At 67.9% G+C, this 15,965-nt stretch carries 17 protein-coding genes; 9 read left to right on the top strand and 8 right to left on the bottom strand.

All coding sequences use genetic code 11. The annotated features are described in order from the left end of the window. The first annotated feature begins 4 nt into the window (after positions 1-4). The 5 genes from CAL18_RS01320 (at position 5) to CAL18_RS01300 (ending at position 4,592) form a co-directional block, all read left to right on the top strand. Positions 5-904 carry an energy transducer TonB gene (locus CAL18_RS01320; RefSeq protein WP_026640674.1) on the top strand — a complete coding sequence of 300 codons (900 nt, stop codon included), beginning with the start codon at positions 5-7 and terminating at the stop codon, positions 902-904. After that, positions 901-1,764 (top strand): shikimate dehydrogenase, encoded by an 864-nt coding sequence (aroE, locus tag CAL18_RS01315; protein ID WP_026640673.1) that lies wholly within the window; start codon positions 901-903, stop codon positions 1,762-1,764. The genes CAL18_RS01320 and aroE overlap by 4 nt, the downstream gene beginning before the upstream one ends. 6 nt (positions 1,765-1,770) lie before the next feature. Then, positions 1,771-2,505, top strand: a complete 735-nt coding sequence (mtgA, locus tag CAL18_RS01310) for a monofunctional biosynthetic peptidoglycan transglycosylase (protein WP_038852522.1) — start codon at positions 1,771-1,773, stop codon at positions 2,503-2,505. A gap of 78 nt (positions 2,506-2,583) precedes the next feature. Next, positions 2,584-3,762 (top strand): LPS export ABC transporter permease LptG, encoded by a 1,179-nt coding sequence (gene lptG / locus CAL18_RS01305; protein WP_026640671.1) that lies wholly within the window; start codon positions 2,584-2,586, stop codon positions 3,760-3,762. Next, positions 3,759-4,592, top strand: coding sequence for a symmetrical bis(5'-nucleosyl)-tetraphosphatase (locus CAL18_RS01300; RefSeq protein ID WP_026640670.1), 834 nt, complete (start codon positions 3,759-3,761; stop codon positions 4,590-4,592). The genes lptG and CAL18_RS01300 overlap by 4 nt, the downstream gene beginning before the upstream one ends. A 717-nt stretch (positions 4,593-5,309) precedes the next feature. Here CAL18_RS01300 and CAL18_RS01295 read toward each other — a convergent pair. From CAL18_RS01295 to CAL18_RS01280, 4 genes are all read right to left on the bottom strand, one after another. Next, complete coding sequence (locus CAL18_RS01295; protein WP_094817232.1) at positions 5,310-6,050, bottom strand: lysophospholipid acyltransferase family protein; 741 nt, start codon at positions 6,048-6,050, stop codon at positions 5,310-5,312. Between the two features lie 151 nt (positions 6,051-6,201). Next, positions 6,202-6,597: a Holliday junction resolvase RuvX gene (gene ruvX, locus CAL18_RS01290; protein WP_026640668.1), complete on the bottom strand. Its 396-nt coding sequence runs from the start codon at positions 6,595-6,597 to the stop codon at positions 6,202-6,204. Then, positions 6,590-7,192: a YqgE/AlgH family protein gene (locus CAL18_RS01285; protein WP_094817190.1), complete on the bottom strand. Its 603-nt coding sequence runs from the start codon at positions 7,190-7,192 to the stop codon at positions 6,590-6,592. The genes ruvX and CAL18_RS01285 overlap by 8 nt, the downstream gene beginning before the upstream one ends. Before the next feature lie 61 nt (positions 7,193-7,253). After that, positions 7,254-7,418 (bottom strand): rubredoxin, encoded by a 165-nt coding sequence (locus CAL18_RS01280; RefSeq protein ID WP_003814980.1) that lies wholly within the window; start codon positions 7,416-7,418, stop codon positions 7,254-7,256. Positions 7,419-7,586: 168 nt separating this feature from the next. Between CAL18_RS01280 and CAL18_RS01275 the strand changes: the two genes are divergently transcribed. The 4 genes from CAL18_RS01275 (at position 7,587) to CAL18_RS01260 (ending at position 12,263) form a co-directional block, all read left to right on the top strand. Further along, complete coding sequence (locus tag CAL18_RS01275) at positions 7,587-8,387, top strand: bifunctional hydroxymethylpyrimidine kinase/phosphomethylpyrimidine kinase (RefSeq protein ID WP_349290268.1); 801 nt, start codon at positions 7,587-7,589, stop codon at positions 8,385-8,387. After that, positions 8,384-9,085: a thiamine phosphate synthase gene (gene thiE, locus CAL18_RS01270; protein WP_094817188.1), complete on the top strand. Its 702-nt coding sequence runs from the start codon at positions 8,384-8,386 to the stop codon at positions 9,083-9,085. The genes CAL18_RS01275 and thiE overlap by 4 nt, the downstream gene beginning before the upstream one ends. A 4-nt stretch (positions 9,086-9,089) precedes the next feature. Continuing rightward, positions 9,090-10,373, top strand: a complete 1,284-nt coding sequence (gene hemL, locus CAL18_RS01265; RefSeq protein ID WP_094817187.1) for a glutamate-1-semialdehyde 2,1-aminomutase — start codon at positions 9,090-9,092, stop codon at positions 10,371-10,373. 270 nt (positions 10,374-10,643) lie between these two features. Then, positions 10,644-12,263 carry a DUF342 domain-containing protein gene (locus CAL18_RS01260; protein WP_094817231.1) on the top strand — a complete coding sequence of 540 codons (1,620 nt, stop codon included), beginning with the start codon at positions 10,644-10,646 and terminating at the stop codon, positions 12,261-12,263. Positions 12,264-12,279: 16 nt separating this feature from the next. Here CAL18_RS01260 and CAL18_RS01255 read toward each other — a convergent pair whose 3' ends face one another. From CAL18_RS01255 to CAL18_RS01240, 4 genes are read right to left on the bottom strand one after another with little or no spacing between them, the layout of a single operon-like run. After that, positions 12,280-12,684: a RidA family protein gene (locus CAL18_RS01255; protein WP_026640662.1), complete on the bottom strand. Its 405-nt coding sequence runs from the start codon at positions 12,682-12,684 to the stop codon at positions 12,280-12,282. Between the two features lie 4 nt (positions 12,685-12,688). Next, a complete protein-coding gene (locus tag CAL18_RS01250) occupies positions 12,689-13,111 on the bottom strand; it encodes an acyl-CoA thioesterase (protein ID WP_026640661.1) in 423 nt (140 codons plus the stop codon). Next, entirely contained in the window at positions 13,108-14,760 is a 1,653-nt protein-coding gene (locus CAL18_RS01245) for an AMP-binding protein (RefSeq protein WP_026640660.1), read from the bottom strand. The genes CAL18_RS01250 and CAL18_RS01245 overlap by 4 nt, the downstream gene beginning before the upstream one ends. A 35-nt stretch (positions 14,761-14,795) precedes the next feature. Continuing rightward, on the bottom strand, positions 14,796-15,965 hold the full coding sequence (locus tag CAL18_RS01240; RefSeq protein WP_026640659.1) for an acyl-CoA dehydrogenase family protein: 1,170 nt from the start codon (positions 15,963-15,965) through the stop codon (positions 14,796-14,798).

Genomic DNA, 15,965 nt, shown 5'->3' with positions numbered 1-15,965 from the left:
CCTGGTGCAATTTTCTGTCGATAACCTCTCGACGCCGGGCCGGTTTTTGCATTGGCTGAGCGCGCCGGCCCAGCACTACCTGCGGATCGGGATTGCGATTTCGCTGCTGTTGCACGCCGGTGCGCTGGCGTGGCGGTTCGGTGCGCCGTCGCCAGCCAGGCCCAGCCAGGCGCCGCTGGAGATCGTGCTGGTCAATGCCCGCACGGAATCCACACCGGTGCAGCCGCAGGTGATCGCCCAGAACGCGGTCGATGGGGGCGGGGACGCCCGCCAGGGCGTGGCCGCATCGCCCTTGCCCCGTACGGGCGAGTCGGCGGAAACCATCGTGCTGCAGGCCATGCGCAAGCGCCAGGCGCAGCTCGAGGCCGAGCAGATGCTGCTGCTGAGCCAGCTGCAGGCCAGCAACAAGGCCGGCATGGAACGCCAGCCGGTCTATCCGTGGCCCGACGCCACGGCGCCGGGCGAAGATGTGGATGACCAGCCGGGCCTGGTGCAAAATGCGCGGATCGCGGCGCTGGCCGCCCGGGTGCAGGCGTATAACGCGCAACCTCGCAAGGCCTTCGTGGCGCCGTCGGCGCAGGCGTCGCACTATGCCGCCTACCTGGATGCCTGGCGCGCCCGCATCGAGGCCGTGGGCACGCAGCACTACCCCGAAGACGCGCGCGGCCGCATCTACGGCACGTTGCAGATCACCGTGTCGGTGCGCGCCGACGGCAGCGTGGCCAGCGTCGAGGTCGACCGGCCGTCGGAGCATGCCGTGCTGAACCAGGCGGCTCGCCGCATCGTGCAGATGGCCGCACCCTTCCTTCCCTTTCCGCCCGAAATCGCACGAGAAGCCGATATGCTGGTCATTACCCGCACCTGGCACTTCGTCAACGACACGCTGGAAACCCATATCCCATGACCCAGGACCTCAGCCTGCCCCGCTACGCCGTCATCGGCAACCCCGTCGAGCACAGCCGCTCGCCGCAGATCCACGCGCTGTTCTCGGCGCAGACCGGCAAGCCGCTGCAATATGAGCGGCTGCTGGCGCCGCTGGATGGCTTCGCAGCCACGGTGCAGGCGTTTCGCGAGCAAGGCGGGCTGGGGTTGAACGTGACGGTGCCCTTCAAGGAAGCGGCCCGCGACCTGGCTGGCGAGCACCTGAGCGAACGGGCGCGCCTGGCCGGCGCGGTCAACACGCTGTGGCTGCGCGACGGGCAATGGCATGGCTGCAATACCGACGGTGTCGGCCTGGTGAGCGACCTGCTGCGGCTGGGCGTCGTGCTGGAGGGCGCGCGGGTGCTGCTGGTGGGCGCCGGCGGCGCGGCCCGCGGCGTGCTGCAGCCCCTGGCCGACGCGGGCTGCGCGCGCATCCAGATCGTGAATCGCAATGCCCAGCGCGCCCACGACCTGGCCGCCAGCTGGGCGGCCGCGGGCGCGCGGCCGGGCACGCACGTGACCGCGGGCGCCCTGTCTGAAGCCCGCACGCCGGGCGGCTGGAATGTGGTGGTCAATGCCACGGCCAGCAGCCTGCAGGGCGCCGCGCCCGAGCTGCCGAAGCAGCTCTACGCGCCGGACGCACTGGCGTACGACATGATGTACGCGCCCCACCCCACCCCCTTCATGCGCCAGGCCACCGCCGACGGCGCCGCCCGCACGGCCGACGGCCTGGGCATGTTGGTGGGCCAGGCGGCCGAAAGCTTCCTGATCTGGCACGGGGTGCGGCCCGACCCATCGCCCGTACTGACGACCCTGCGCGCCGCGCTGCTGGCCCAGGGCTGAGCACGCATGTCCGCGCGCCGCTCGACACTGAGCCGGATACGTTGGGGGCGGGTGATCGGGGCAGGCATCATGGCCCTGCTCTGCCTGCTTATCATGTACCAGCTGTGGATGTTCTGCCTGGTGGTCTGGTACGCCTACCGAGACCCCGGCAGCAGCGCCATCATGCGCCAGGAGCTTTCGCGCCTGCGCGAAACCGACCCCGATGCCGAACTGCGGTACACCTGGGTGCCTTACGACCGCATCAGCAACACGCTCAAGCGCGCCGTAGTGGCTTCGGAAGACGCCAATTTCACCGAGCACGACGGCGTGGAATGGGACGCCATCCGCAAGGCCTGGGAATACAACCAGCGCCAGCAGGAACGGGGGCGTACCAAGATGCGCGGCGGGTCCACCATCACCCAGCAGCTTGCCAAGAACCTGTTTCTGTCGGGCTCGCGCAGCTACCTGCGCAAAGGGCAGGAACTGGTGCTGACATACATGATCGAGCACGTCATGCCCAAGCGGCGCATCCTGGAGCTGTATCTGAATGTGGCCGAATGGGGCGTGGGCGTATTCGGGGCCGAGGCCGCCGCGCGGCACTACTACAAGACCAGCGCCGCCAACCTGGGAACCTCGCAGGCCGCCCGGCTGGCGGCCATGCTGCCCAACCCGCGCTATTACGACAAAAACCGCAATACCAGTTATTTGAAGTCGCGCACCAATACACTGACCCGCCGCATGCGCCTGGTTGACATTCCCTGACACAGCAGCAGGGGCCCGGAACGGGGCCCGATTTTGGTAAGCTGTCACGTTTACGCGCCGACGTACCCATTCCATTTCATGCGCACAGCACGCCGCTACCTGGCTCGCGAGATCTATCGTTCTTGTGCAGTGGTCTTACTGGCCCTGCTGGGCCTGTTCACCTTTTTTGCGCTGGTCGACGACCTGGACAACGTGGGCGACAAGTTCAGCATGGTGGCCCTGCTGTACATGCAGGCCCTGGCCCTGCCCACCCGCCTGTACGACCTGCTGCCCATCGGGCTGCTCATCGGCGCCGTCCTGGCGCTGGCCGGCCTGGCGCAACGCAACGAGCTCGTGATCCTGCGCGTGTCGGGTGTCAGCGGCATGCGGCTGCTGCGCATGCTGTGGCTGATCACCCTGCCGCTGGTGGTCGGCGCCACCCTGTTGTCGGAATTCGTCACGCCGGCCGCCGAAATCAAGAGCGGCGAGGCCAGCCTGATGTTCCGCGGCAAGGCCAGCGGCACCCGCATGGACAGCGGCTACTGGTTCAAGGAACCCACGCGCAACGGCGGCACCCGCATCATCAATATCGCCAAGCTGCTGGCCGACGGCAACGTCGAGGGCGTGACACTGTACGAATTCAAGCCGGGGCAGCAGCTGACCACGCTTTCTACCGCCGCCACCGGCGCCTTCGCCGGGGACAAGCTGGTGCTGCGGGATGTGGCCGAGACGAACATCACCGAAGGCGCCCCCGACGCGCTGGCCGATGGCAAGCCGCCACCGACGGCGCCGGCATATGTATCGAAAGTCCCCGAGCGCGAACTGGACACCACGCTCAGCCCCGAACGGCTGCTGGCCCGGGTGCTGACGCCGGAACGCATGTCGCTGAACACGCTGCTCGACTACATCGATTACCTGCATCACAACCAGCTTGACGCGGGGCGGCAAGTGGTTGCCCTGTGGCGCAAGGTGTCTTATCCGTTCACCCTGCTGGTGATGATCACCATCGCGGCGCCCATCGGGTTCATGCAGACGCGGCGCGGCGGCGTCGGCGCAAAGGTATTTATCGGCATACTGCTGGGCGTAGGCTTTTTCATGCTGAACCAGCTGGCGCTCAATGTCGGCATGCTGAGCCGCTGGCCGCCCTGGTTGACGGCACTGGGCCCCAACATGGGTGCGGTGCTGGTGGCGCTGGGCGCCCTGACCCTGATGGAATACCGCCACGCTACGACACGCTTTGCGCGAGCGCGCTGGCCCTGGAGACGCAGCCCGGCATGAAAGGTAGCATCTGGATGATAGGCGACGTGCAGGGTTGCTGCGCGCCGCTGGAACAACTGCTCAGCCACCCCGAACTCACCGGCGATCCGGACGCCCGGTTCTGGTTCGCCGGCGACCTGATCAACCGGGGCCCGGAGTCCCTGGCGAGCTTGCGGCGCATTATCGATCTTGGCGAACGCGCGGTCTCGGTGCTGGGCAACCATGACCTGCACTTGCTGGCCGCCGCCGCCGAGGTGCGCAAACCGTCCAAGTCGGACACCATCAACGAGATCCTGCACGCCGAAGACGCCGGCGACCTGATCGACTGGCTGCGCCACCGGCCCCTGGCGCACTTTGAACATGGCCACCTGCTGGTGCATGCGGGAGTGTTGGCCAAGTGGGATGTGGCCAAGACGCTGGCGCTGGCGGGCGAAGTGCAGGACGCCTTGCGCGGGCCCGACTGGCGCAAGGCTTTGCAGCGCATGTATGGAAACGAACCCACGCGCTGGAAGGAACGCTACACGGGCGGCAAGCGGCTGCGGGTCATCATCAACGCGCTGACGCGCATCCGGCTGTGCACGCCGTCGGGCGAAATGGAATTCGCCACCAAAGTGGCGCCCGGCGCCTGGCCGGAAGGCCTGGTGCCGTGGTTCGACGTGCCCGACCGGGCCACGCGCGACGTGACGGTGGTATTTGGACACTGGTCCACGCTGGGCCTGCTGTTGCGGCCCGACGTCATCTGCCTGGACACGGGCTGCGTGTGGGGCGGCGCACTGACCGCCGTCCGACTGCAGGACCGCAAGCTGGTGCAGATCAAATGCGAGCAGTTCCAGGATCCGCTGGCCGATTAAACCCGGAAAGCAGCAGCGGCGCGGGGGCCCGGCCGGTGTCTGACTACTGAAGGATGCCCGACCGGTGTCTGACAACTGAAGAAGGATGCCCGGCCGGTGTCTGACTCCCGTAGGGTGTCTGACACCTTCGGAGTCAGACACCGTGGCGACGACAGCCGTACAGCGGGGCGGATATCTTGCCAGCAGCGGCACGCGTGCCCGGCCGGTGTCTGACTCCCGCAGGGTGTCTGACACCTCCGGAGTCAGACACCGTGGCGACGGCCGCCGTGCAGCGGGGCGGATATCTGGGCAGCAGCGGCGCGGGGCCCGGCCGGTGTCTGACACCTGAAGGATGCCCGTCCGGTGTCTGACTCCCGAAGGGTGTCTGACACCTCCGGAGTCAGACACCGTGGCGACGGCCGCCGTGCAGCGGGGCGGATATCTTTGCAGCAGCGGCGCGGGGGCCCGGCCGGTGTCTGACAACTGAAGGATGCCCGTCCGGTGTCTGACTCCCGCAGGGTGTCTGACACCTCCGGAGTCAGACACCGTGGCGACGACTGCCGTACAGCGGGGCGGATATCTGGGCAGCAGCGGCGCGGGGGCCCGGCCGGTGTCTGACTCCTGAAGGATGCCCGGCCGGTGTCTGACTCCCGCAGGGTGTCTGACACCTCCGTGATTCAGACACCGTGGCGACGGCCGCCGTGCAGCGGGGTAGATATATGGGCAGCAGCGGCGCGGCTATAGCCGGGCGGCGATGGCGTCGCGGGCCAGGCTGGACAGTTCCAGGCGGGTGGGCGGCGAGCCTTCGGGTGTGTGGGTGGGCACGGGCGGCAGGAATTCCACCTGCACCGACAGACCGGTGGCGCCCAGCACGCGCCACAGGTTGGCGGCCAGTGTTTCTTCGCCCACGAATGCCGCCAGCGGGCTGCGTTGCCCATGCTGCAGAAAGCGCAGTACCACGGGCTGCACGGGTACGCCCGCCGCGCGGGCGGGTTCGAACAGGCTGGCATGGAACGGCCGCACCGTATCGCCTTCGCTGGTGGTTCCTTCGGGAAACAGGCCCACCGCGGCGCCTTGTGCGAAGCGGGCCCGCACCGACTCGCCCATGGCATGTACGGCGTGGCGCTGGCCGCGTTCGATGAAAAGGGTGCCGGCGCCCGCCGCCAGCCAGCCGATCAGCGGCCATTTGCGGATTTCGCTCTTGGCGATGAACGAGGTGGCGCGCACCGAATTCAGAACGAAAATGTCGATCCACGACACATGGTTGGCCACCCACAGCACCGGCCCCTGCAGCAGCGGCGCGCCCTGGACGGCGAGGCCAATGCCGCACAGCGACATCAGCCGGCGCGACCAGTAGCGGTTCAGGTTGGCGCGCGCCCGCGCCGTCATGGATGGATAGGCGAGTCCGACGCACAGCAGGCCGAACAGTATCCACGGCACCACCAGCGCGAAGCGCAACACGAAACGCAGGAATCTCAGCAAACTCGGGCTCCCCGGCTGCTGCGGCGCGCATACGGGAGGCACGCCGCCGGCCGGCCTGCATCATACCCGCGAACAGGCAGGCCCATAAACCGGCCGGGGCGCGGCCAGGGGCGACCCGGCCGCGCGTGCGTCGTCCGCCTGCGCGCCATCACGGCAAGGCGTCGAGGTACCGCTGCAGGATCACCGCTGCCGCCACGGCGTCATCGGGCGCGTGGGTGCCCAGCAGCCGCTGCGCTTCCATGCTGGACCCGCGTTCGTCCACGAGTTCCACCTTCAACCCATAGCGGCCATGCAACTGGTTGGCGAAGCGGCGGCATCGGGCGGTGGCCGGCTGCTCGCCGCCGTCACTGGCCAGCGCCAGGCCCACGATGACGCGCTGCGGCTGCCATTCGTGCAGCAATTCGGCAATGCGCGCAAAGCGCGCTTCGCGCACCTCGGAAAAAATGATTTCGAGCGGGCGCGCCTGCCGGGTCAGCGTATTGCCGATGGCAATGCCGATTTTCTTTTCGCCGAAGTCGAAAGCCAGCAGCGTTTCGTCAGGCATGCCCCGCACCGACCGCGAGCATCACCGGATCGATTCCCAGCAGCTTCAGCGCCGCCGGATAACGGTCTTCGGGCGGAACGTCGAAAATGATGTCGGCATCGGCGCCGACATTGAGCCATGCGTTCTGGGCCATTTCGCTTTCGAGCTGGCCAGCGCCCCAGCCGGCGTAGCCCAGCGTCACCAGCATGCGGGCAGGGCCCGCTCCGTCGGCCACGGCCTGCAGCACATCGCGCGAGGTCGTCAGCGCCAGATCGCCCAGGTTGATGCTGGACGTGTAGTTGCCTGCCGGCGCGTGCAGCACGAAGCCCCGGTCGGTTTGCACGGGACCGCCGAAAAATACCGGCGAATCTTTCACGGGCCGGATCTCGAGCTTGAGATCGATGCGTTCGAACAGGCTGGCCAGCGTCAGGTCGGTTGGCCGGTTGATGACCAGGCCCAGCGCTCCACGCGCCGTGTGCTCGCACACGTAAATTACCGAGCCTGCCAGGCTGCCTTCGACCATGCTGGGCATAGCGATCAGGAACTGGTTGGAAAAGTCGGTAGCCGGCGCGTCGGTGGCGTCGTCGTCGGACCGGGTGTCGTATTGATCGGTCATGGGAACCCCTCGGGCGCGGTGCCCGGGCGGCCTGGCCGCATACGGCAGGACGCCCGCGCGATCAGATTTCCATCAGTTCGAAGTCTTCCTTGCGGGCACCGCATTCGGGACAGACCCAATTGGGCGGAACGTCTTCCCAGCGCGTGCCGGGAGCGATGCCTTCGTCCGGCAGGCCGGCCTCTTCATCGTATACCCAACCGCAGATTAAGCACATCCAAGTACGCATAAATTCTCTTTTATCTGTTACATCAAAAGCCCGCCCCCCGGACGAGGGGCAAAGCGCGTGGCGCATCCATTAGAATGGGGCAATCTTACCGAAACCCAATAGGGGTTGCCGGGCGGCCATGGCAAGGCCCGCGCAACACTCTTCAATATTCTGCAGCTCGTGTCCCCCTTGATTCCCCCTGTAGTGCTGATTTTCGGGCCCGTCGACCCATCCGGGACCGACGGCCTGCCTGCTGACGCGGTGACTTGCGCGCGCCTGGGGTGCCACGGCCTGGCCGCGGCCACCGCGCTGACCGTGCAGGATACCGCCGGCATCGAAGAAATCCACCCCACCGCGCCGGAGCTGCTGGACGACCAGGCCCGCTGCCTGCTCGAAGACATGCCGGTGCAGGCCATCAAGGTCGGCGGACTGCACAGCACCGAAGCGGCCAGTGTCGTCGCCCAGGTGGCGGCCGATTACAGCCAGGTGCCGCTGGTGCTGCACCTGGGGCAGCGCAGCGTGCCCGCGCACGATGCCGCGTCGCAGGACGACGCCGATGACCTGCTGGCCGCCACGCTGGAACTCGTGCTGCCCCAGACTGATCTGGTGGTGGTCGAACATCTGCGCCTGGCCCAATGGCACGCCGACGGCGACATCGACATCGGCGACGCGCCCAGCCCCATGCACGCCATGCTGGCCGGCGGCGCCCAATGGGCACTGGTGCTGGGCTCGCCCGTGCGTCCCGGCCATTACGCCAACGTGTTGCTGGGCCCTGAGGGGCAGACGTCCACCTGGCCATGGCAGGCGCCGCCCGAGCGCAACGCCGATACGGGTGGAGTGGCCGCCACGGCCGCAGCCGCCATGCTGGCCCAGGGGCTCGACATGCCCAAGGCCGTCGAGCAGGCCCTGCGCCATGCCGACCAGGCCGTCGCCACGGCTTTCCTGGCGGGCATGGGCAAGCGCGTTCCCAACCGGGTGGCCGCTCCATGACGCCCGCCGGTTTTCAGGGCGCCGACACACTCGCCGGACGGCTGCGCTTTCCCGGCGGTCTGTACGGCGTCACGCCCGAATGGGACGACACCGACCGCCTGGCGGACGCCGTGCGCCGCGCGGCGGCCGGCGGCATGACCGCCCTGCAGCTGCGCCGCAAGACAGCCACCGAGGCGCAACGCGCCGCGCAGGCGCACGTGCTGGCTGACGTGTGCCGCGAGCTGGGCGTGGTGTTCCTGGTCAACGACCACTGGCGCCTGGCGCTGGATGTCGGCGCCGACGGCGCCCACCTGGGCCGCGACGACGGCGACCTGGCCCAGGCCCGCGCCCAGGCCGGCTCGGGCCTGCTGCTGGGCGCGTCCTGCTACAACGACCTTGCCCGCGCACGCGAACTTCTCGACGCGGGCGCCGACTACATCGCGTTCGGCGCGGTGTTTCCGTCTGCGACCAAGCCGCAGGCCGTGCGCGCGCCCTTGTCGCTGCTGGCCCAGGCACGGGAGCTGGCCGCCGGCATGCCCGGCCCGCGGCCCGCCGTGGTGGCCATCGGCGGCATCACGCCGGCCAACGCGCCCCAGGTGGCGCAGGCCGGCGCCGACAGCATTGCCGTCATCAACGGGTTGTTCGAGGCGCCCGATATCCAACAGGCCGCCGCGGCCTGCGCGGCGCCGTTTTCCGCTTCTTCTTACTCAAAGCCGTAACGCCATGTCCAGTAACGCCCAGCTATTCGATCGCGCCTGCCGCAGCATTCCCGGCGGCGTCAATTCGCCCGTACGCGCCTTCCGCTCGGTAGGCGGCACGCCGCGCTTCATCAAGCGCGCCCAGGGCCCCTATGTGTGGGACGAAGAGGGCACCCGCTATATCGACTACGTGGGCTCGTGGGGGCCGGCCATCCTGGGCCATGCACACCCGGATGTCGTCGAAGCGGTGCGCACGGCGGCGCTCGACGGCCTGTCGTTCGGCGCGCCCACCAAGGCCGAGGTCGAGCTGGCCGAAGTGCTGATCGAGCGCCTGCCTTCGCTGGAACGCGTGCGCCTGGTCAGTTCGGGCACCGAGGCCACCATGACGGCCATCCGCCTGGCGCGCGGCGCCACGGGCCGGGCCAAGATCGTGAAGTTCGAGGGCTGCTACCACGGGCATTCCGACAGCCTGCTGGTCAAGGCCGGGTCGGGGTTGCTGACCCTCGGCAATCCCAGTTCGGCAGGCGTGCCCCCCGAGTTCGTGGCCCACACGCTGACCCTGGAATACAACAACCTGCAAGCGGTGCAGGCGGCCTTTGACCAGCATGGGGCCGACATCGCCTGTGTCATTGTCGAGCCGGTGGCCGGCAACATGAACCTCATCAAGCCAGCCGAAGGCTTTCTGCAGGGCCTGCGCGATGTCTGCTCCAGGCACGGCGCGGTGCTGATCTTTGACGAGGTCATGACCGGTTTCCGGGTCGGCCCGCAAGGGGTGCAGGGGCTGTCCGGCGTGACGCCCGACCTGACGACGCTGGCGAAGGTGATCGGCGGCGGCATGCCCGTGGGCGCGGTGGGTGGTCGCGCCGACCTGATGCAGCATATGGCGCCGCTGGGCGGCGTGTACCAGGCCGGCACGCTGTCGGGCAACCCGGTGGCGGTCGCGGCGGGGCTGGCCACGTTGCGACTGATTGCGCAGCCGGGTTTCTATGAACAATTGTCGCGCCAGACGCTGCGCCTGGCCGACGGCCTGCAGCAGCGCGCCCGGGCGGCGGGCATCCCGTTTGCGGCCGATGCCATCGGCGGCATGTTCGGCCTGTATTTCCGCGACACGGTGCCGACCTCTTTCGCCGAAGTTTCGGACAGCGATACCGATGCCTTCAAACAGTTTTTCCACGCCATGCTGGACCGCGGCGTACATTTCGCGCCGTCGGCCTTTGAAGCCGGATTCGTCTCGGCCACGCACGACGACAGCGTCATCGACGCCACGCTCGACATCGCCGAAGCGGTTTTCGGGGAAATGAAGAAATAAGGTCGGATGCGGGGCGGGTGTCTGACACGTGAAGCGCTAATGGGGCGGCTGTGCCTGGGGTGGAAAGGTGTCTGACACCCTTTGGGAGTCAGACACCAGAAGCGCTTAAAGGGGCGGCTGTGCCTGCAGTGGAAGGGTGTCTGACACCCTTTGGGTGTCAGACACTTGGCATCGGCCACCTGCATCCGCACTGAATATGTCTTAATATTTCGGGATCTTACAAATCCCGAACTCTGGCCCATGATGCCGGTGTTCAGTCCGGAGGACGGCATGGGCGACGATGCAGTGCAATTGGCCGTGGATCCCGCGACGGGCGTGCTGTCGGCCACCTTCGGCGCGGCGGGCGCTGGCGGCCAGCCAATTACCTGGGACACGCTGGCTGCGGCCGCGCAGCGACAGGGCTGGGGGCCCGAAGTACTGGACCACGCCCAAGCGGCGGCATTCGTGCAGCAGTGCCGTGACGCCGATGGCCCGGTTACCGCGGTGGTGGGCGAGGTGCGCGACGGCGCAGTGCAGGTGGATGTCGAGCCCGACCGCATGACCGCCCTGCTCACGCTGGCGCCGCCGCGCGGCGGCCGCCCCGTCAGTCAACAGGATATCGAGGCCGCGCTGGCCGCGCAGAACGTGGTGGCCGGCATCGATGCCGCGGCGATCCGCCTGGCTCTGGAACGCGGGCGTTGCGAAGCCATGCCCGTCGCGCACGGCGTGCCCGCCCGGCCCGGCACGCCCACCCGGTTCGAAAGCCTGATCTGCAACCCGCTGGCGCAGATTCACGATGACAACGCGCCCGTGGACTACCGCAACCTGGGCAACCTGGTGCTGGTGCAGGCCGGCACGCCGCTGGTGCGCCGCATTGCCGCGACGCCCGGCACGGACGGCCAGGATGTGACCGGCCAGCCGGTGGCCGCCGAGCCGCAGCCCGACCTGCCGTTCGCGCCGGGGCTGGCCGGCGTGGCTGTCGACGAACAAGACCCTGACGTCCTGCGCGCGGCGGTGGCGGGCGCGCCCATGCTGGTGCCACAGGGTGCGCTGGTGAACTCGGTGGTCGAGGTCGAGGCGGTGGACCTGCATTCCGGCAATGTCGAATTCGACGGCACCCTGCGGGTCAAGGGCGATGTGACTGCCGGCATGACCGTACGCGTCAGCGGCGATGTCGTGGTGGGCGGCACGGTCGAGGCGGCGCAGATCGTCGCCGGCGGCAGCCTGACGGTGAATGGCGGCATCATCGGCATGGCCGAGCCTGCGCCGGGCGAAGGCCCGGGCGGCTCCCGCGCTGCTCACATACAGTGCCAGGGCTCGGTGAAGGCGCGCTTTATCGAACACGCTCTGGTTCACGCCGGCCAGCAGGTGATGGCCGAACGTGAAATCCGCCACAGCCGCGTACTGGCCGGGCACAGTGTGATGGTAGGGCCGCCCGGCTCGCAGCAGGGCGTGATCACCGGCGGCGAAACCTGCGCGCTGCATGCGGTGCGCGCCGGCACGCTGGGCTCTATGGCGGCCGTGCCCACGATCGTGCGTGTAGGCCTGGACCCTCATGCACAGGCCCGGCGGGCCGTGCTCAAGGACGAACGCCAGCGCCTGGAAGAAGAAAAGTCGAAGCTGGAAAAACTGTTGGTGTTTCTGCGGATGAATCCGCAAAAGGCCGCAGGTGACGTGGGCGAGCGGGCGCACAATACGCACGCCAAAGTGTGCGCCGGGCTGCAGGGCGTGCAGCAGCAGGAAGCCGAGCTGGAACGGCGCATGCAGCCGCTGCAATCGGCCGCCATCATCGCCGGCAAGCGTTTCTACGGCGGCTGCACGCTGCAGGTGGGCGTCAAAGTGGAAACCTTGCTGGAAGACCAGCCGGGCGGGCAGGCCCGCCTGGAGGCGGGCGAGCTGGTCTTGCGCTGACGCGGGCCCGGCCGGATCAGGCCGGAACCACTGCGGTGACCTCGATCTCGACCTTCGCGCGGTCTTCGATAAGGTCTGCCACCTGCACCGCCGTCATGGGCGGGAAATGCCGGCCGATGACCTCCCGGTAGTGCTTGCCGATTTCGGGATACGCCGCCACATATTCCTGCTTGTCGGTCACGTACCAGGTCATGCGCACAATGTGTTCGGGACGCGCGCCGCCTTCGGCGAGAATGGCCACGATGTTCTCCAGCGTCTGGCGCACCTGGCCCGCAAAGTCGTCGGTTTCGAACTGCTGGTTGCAGTTCCAGCCCACCTGTCCGCCTACGAACAACAGGCGGTCGCCCACGCCCACCTGCGTCATCACGCCGTTCGAGTATCCACGCGGCGGCGTCCAGCTGGGCGGTTGAAGAATCTTCATGGGGTCATCCTGTAATAAGAAACGCCTGCATGCGCTGGCGCAAATCATCGGGAATGGCCGTCGAGCGCATGACGCGCAGGTCGACCGTCACAATCGTCAGCTCGGCCTTCAGGCGCGTGCTGCCGTCGGGGCCGGCAAAGCGCACCCCGGCCGTAAACGAGGCCCCGCCGATACGCCGCACGGCGAGTTCCTGGCGCAGCCTTTCGTGCCAGCGGCTGGGCGCGGTGAAATCACATTGCACGGACGCCAGCGGCGTGCCGATCTGGCGATCAACATGCAGGGCATGAAAAGGCATGCCCATCCCTTTGTCGAACCACTCTTCGACAAAGTCGTTGATCATCTCGAAATAGCGCGGGTAGAAGACGATGCCGGCCGGGTCACAGTGCCGGAAGCGTACTTCGACTTCGCTGACAAACGGCGCGCTCATCCCTGCCCCTGTGCCAGCTTGCGCAGCGCAAAGCGCTGCAGCTTGCCGGTTTCGGTGCGCGGCAGCGCATCCACGAAGTCGATCGCGCGGGGGTATTTGTAGGGCGCGATGGTGGCCTTTACAAAAGCCTGCAGCTCGGACGCCAGCTCGGGGCTGGCGGCATGGCCGGGCTTGAGCACCACAAACGCCTTGACCACCTGGCCGCGCTCTTCGTCGGGGGCGCCCACCACGCCGCATTCGGCCACGGCCTCGTGGCGCAGCAAGGCGTCTTCGACTTCGGGGCCGGCGATGTTGTAGCCGGCCGAGACGATCATGTCGTCGTTGCGCGCCTGATAGAAGAAATAGCCGTCATCATCCCGTATGAACGTATCGCCCGGCAGGTTCCAGCCCTGCTGCACGAAGCGGCGCTGCCGTTCATCGGCCAGGTAGCGGCACCCGGTGGGGCCCTTCAGCGCCAGGCGGCCGGGCGTGCCGTTGGGCACCGGCTGCATGTCGTCGTCCACAACGCAGGCCACATAGCCCGGCACCACCCTGCCGATGGCGCCCGGGCGCACCTGGTCGGGCGGGCTGGAAACGAACACATGGATCATCTCGGTGCCGCCGATGCCGTCGATCATCTCGATGCCCGTGGCCTGTTTCCACAGCTGCCGCGTCGCGTCGGGCAGCGCCTCGCCCGCGGACACGCTCTTGCGCAGCGAACTGATGTCGTACTTGCCCGCCGCCGCCGCCATCTGGCGATAAAAGGTGGGCGCGGTGAACACAATCGTGGCGCGGAAATCCTGGATCAGCTCCAGCAGGCTGTCGGGCGTGAGCTTTTCGCCCAGGACAGTGCTGGCGCCCACGCGCAGCGGAAAGCACAGCAGTCCGCCCAATCCGAACGTGAACGCCAGGGGCGGCGTGCCGCAGAAAATATCATCCGGGCCCGGCTTGATGACGTGGCGCGGGAACAGGTCGCACATGGCAAGCACATCGCGATGAAAATGCATGCAGCCCTTGGGCGAGCCGGTGGTGCCGCTGGTGAAGGCGATCAGGCATACATCGTCGATCGCCGTGTCGCACGCCGTGAAGTCGTCGGGCTTGGCGGCCGCGCGGGCGTCCAGCGCGTCGGCGGCCGGATCATTGAACAGCACGATCTGCCGCAGGTCTTCGCAATAGTGCTCGTGCCCGGGCTGCATGCAGTACTGCGCCTCGGTGCGCAGCTGTGCATCGCACAGCATGGCCGATACGCGCGCCTTGGTGATGATCTGCTTGAGTTCCTTGGCGCGCAACAGCGGCATGGTGGGCACCGTGACCAGCCCGGCCTTGATGGCCGCCAGCCACGACGCCGCCATCATGGGGTTGTTGGGGCCGCGCAGCAGGATGCGGTTGCCGGGCACCAGCTTCATGTCTTCGACCAGCACGCGCGCGATGCGGTTGGTCAGGGCCTGCAGCTCGGCGTAGGTCATCACGGCGGCCGCGCCGTCGCGCCGCCAGCGCAGCGCCGGGCGCGAGCCGAAGCCGCGCCCGACCATTGCGTCCACCAGTTCCACCGCGCAATTCACCCTCGCGGGGTAGGCCACGTCGGGGCTGTCCAGCAAAAACTCGGGCCATTCCTCGACGGGCGGCAGATGATCGCGGGCGAAAGTATCCACGTGGGCAGAGCGTTCCATGCTAATCCCCTTGGCAATGCGGTGTATGGCTGCCGTCAGTCTTTGAGCAGCTCTCGTGCAATGATCAGTTTCTGGACTTCGGTGGCCCCTTCGTAGATACGCAGGGCGCGGATTTCCCGGTACAGCTTCTCGACGGGCATGCCCGACACGACCCCCGCGCCCCCGAACATCTGCAGCGCGCGATCGATGACCGTTTGCGCCGATTCGGTGGCCGCCATCTTGGCCATGGCGGCCTCGCGGGTCGTGCGCCCACCCTGCACGTCGCGCAGCCAGGCGGCACGATACGTAAGCAGGGCCGCCGAATCGATGGCGGTTGCCATGTCGCCCAGCGCGGCCTGGGTCAGCTGCATGTCGGCCAGGGTCTGGCCGAACATGCGGCGCTCGCGCGAGCGCTTCACGGCTTCGTCCAGCGCGCGGCGGGCAAAGCCCAGGGCCGCCGCGGCCACCGACGCGCGAAAGATGTCCAGCGTCATCATGGCCAGCTTGAAGCCCTGCCCGGCGTCGCCCAGACGCTGGCTCGCGGGGATGCGGCAGCCGTCGAACGCCAGCGTGGCCAGCGGGTGCGGGGCGATGACGTCGATACGCTCGGCGATTTCCAGGCCGGGCGTGCCCGCATCCACCACAAACGCGCTGATGCCGCGTGCGCCGGGCGCCTCGCCCGTACGAGCGAACACGCAGTAGAAATCGGCGATGCCGCCGTTGGATATCCAGGTCTTGGCGCCGTCCAGCACATAGCTGTCGCCATCCTGGCGCGCCTGGCACGACAGAGCCGCCACGTCAGAGCCCGCGTCCGGCTCCGACAGCGCGAAGGCCGCGATGGCCTGCCCGCTGGCCACGCGCGGAAGGTACCGCTCGCGCAACGCATCGGGCCCCATCAGCGCAATGGCCCCGCTGCCCAGGCCCTGCATGGCCAGCGCGAAATCGGCCAACCCGTCGTGCCGCGCCAGCGTTTCGCGCAGGATGCACACCATGCGCGAATCAATTTGCGGCAATGCGCCGCCCCACGACTGATCTGGCCCGGCCGGCACGCAATAGCGCAGCCATCCCGCCTGCCCCAACTCGGACACCAGCTTGCGGCAGGCCGCGTCGGTGTCGCGGTGGTCGATGCGGGCCAGCGCATCCACACACCATGCCTCTAGCCCGGCCGCCATGGACCGATGCCCATCATCGAAGAACGGCCAGTCCAGCCATGTCGTGTCGGCCAC

The organism is Bordetella genomosp. 7 (genome assembly GCF_002261415.1).
In the GTDB taxonomy this organism is placed as follows: Bacteria; Pseudomonadota; Gammaproteobacteria; order Burkholderiales; family Burkholderiaceae_B; genus Bordetella_A.
This window is presented reverse-complemented; position numbering and strand designations above follow the sequence as displayed.

Coding starts and splice junctions, on each gene's coding strand:
- aroE (WP_026640673.1), top strand. CDS start 901: ATGACCCAGGACCTCAGCCTGCCCCGCTACGCCGTCATCGGCAACCCC.
- mtgA (WP_038852522.1), top strand. CDS start 1,771: ATGTCCGCGCGCCGCTCGACACTGAGCCGGATACGTTGGGGGCGGGTG.
- lptG (WP_026640671.1), top strand. CDS start 2,584: ATGCGCACAGCACGCCGCTACCTGGCTCGCGAGATCTATCGTTCTTGT.
- CAL18_RS01300 (WP_026640670.1), top strand. CDS start 3,759: ATGAAAGGTAGCATCTGGATGATAGGCGACGTGCAGGGTTGCTGCGCG.
- ruvX (WP_026640668.1), bottom strand. CDS start 6,597: ATGCCTGACGAAACGCTGCTGGCTTTCGACTTCGGCGAAAAGAAAATC.
- CAL18_RS01285 (WP_094817190.1), bottom strand. CDS start 7,192: ATGACCGATCAATACGACACCCGGTCCGACGACGACGCCACCGACGCG.
- CAL18_RS01280 (WP_003814980.1), bottom strand. CDS start 7,418: ATGCGTACTTGGATGTGCTTAATCTGCGGTTGGGTATACGATGAAGAG.
- thiE (WP_094817188.1), top strand. CDS start 8,384: ATGACGCCCGCCGGTTTTCAGGGCGCCGACACACTCGCCGGACGGCTG.
- hemL (WP_094817187.1), top strand. CDS start 9,090: ATGTCCAGTAACGCCCAGCTATTCGATCGCGCCTGCCGCAGCATTCCC.
- CAL18_RS01260 (WP_094817231.1), top strand. CDS start 10,644: ATGGGCGACGATGCAGTGCAATTGGCCGTGGATCCCGCGACGGGCGTG.
- CAL18_RS01255 (WP_026640662.1), bottom strand. CDS start 12,684: ATGAAGATTCTTCAACCGCCCAGCTGGACGCCGCCGCGTGGATACTCG.
- CAL18_RS01250 (WP_026640661.1), bottom strand. CDS start 13,111: ATGAGCGCGCCGTTTGTCAGCGAAGTCGAAGTACGCTTCCGGCACTGT.
- CAL18_RS01245 (WP_026640660.1), bottom strand. CDS start 14,760: ATGGAACGCTCTGCCCACGTGGATACTTTCGCCCGCGATCATCTGCCG.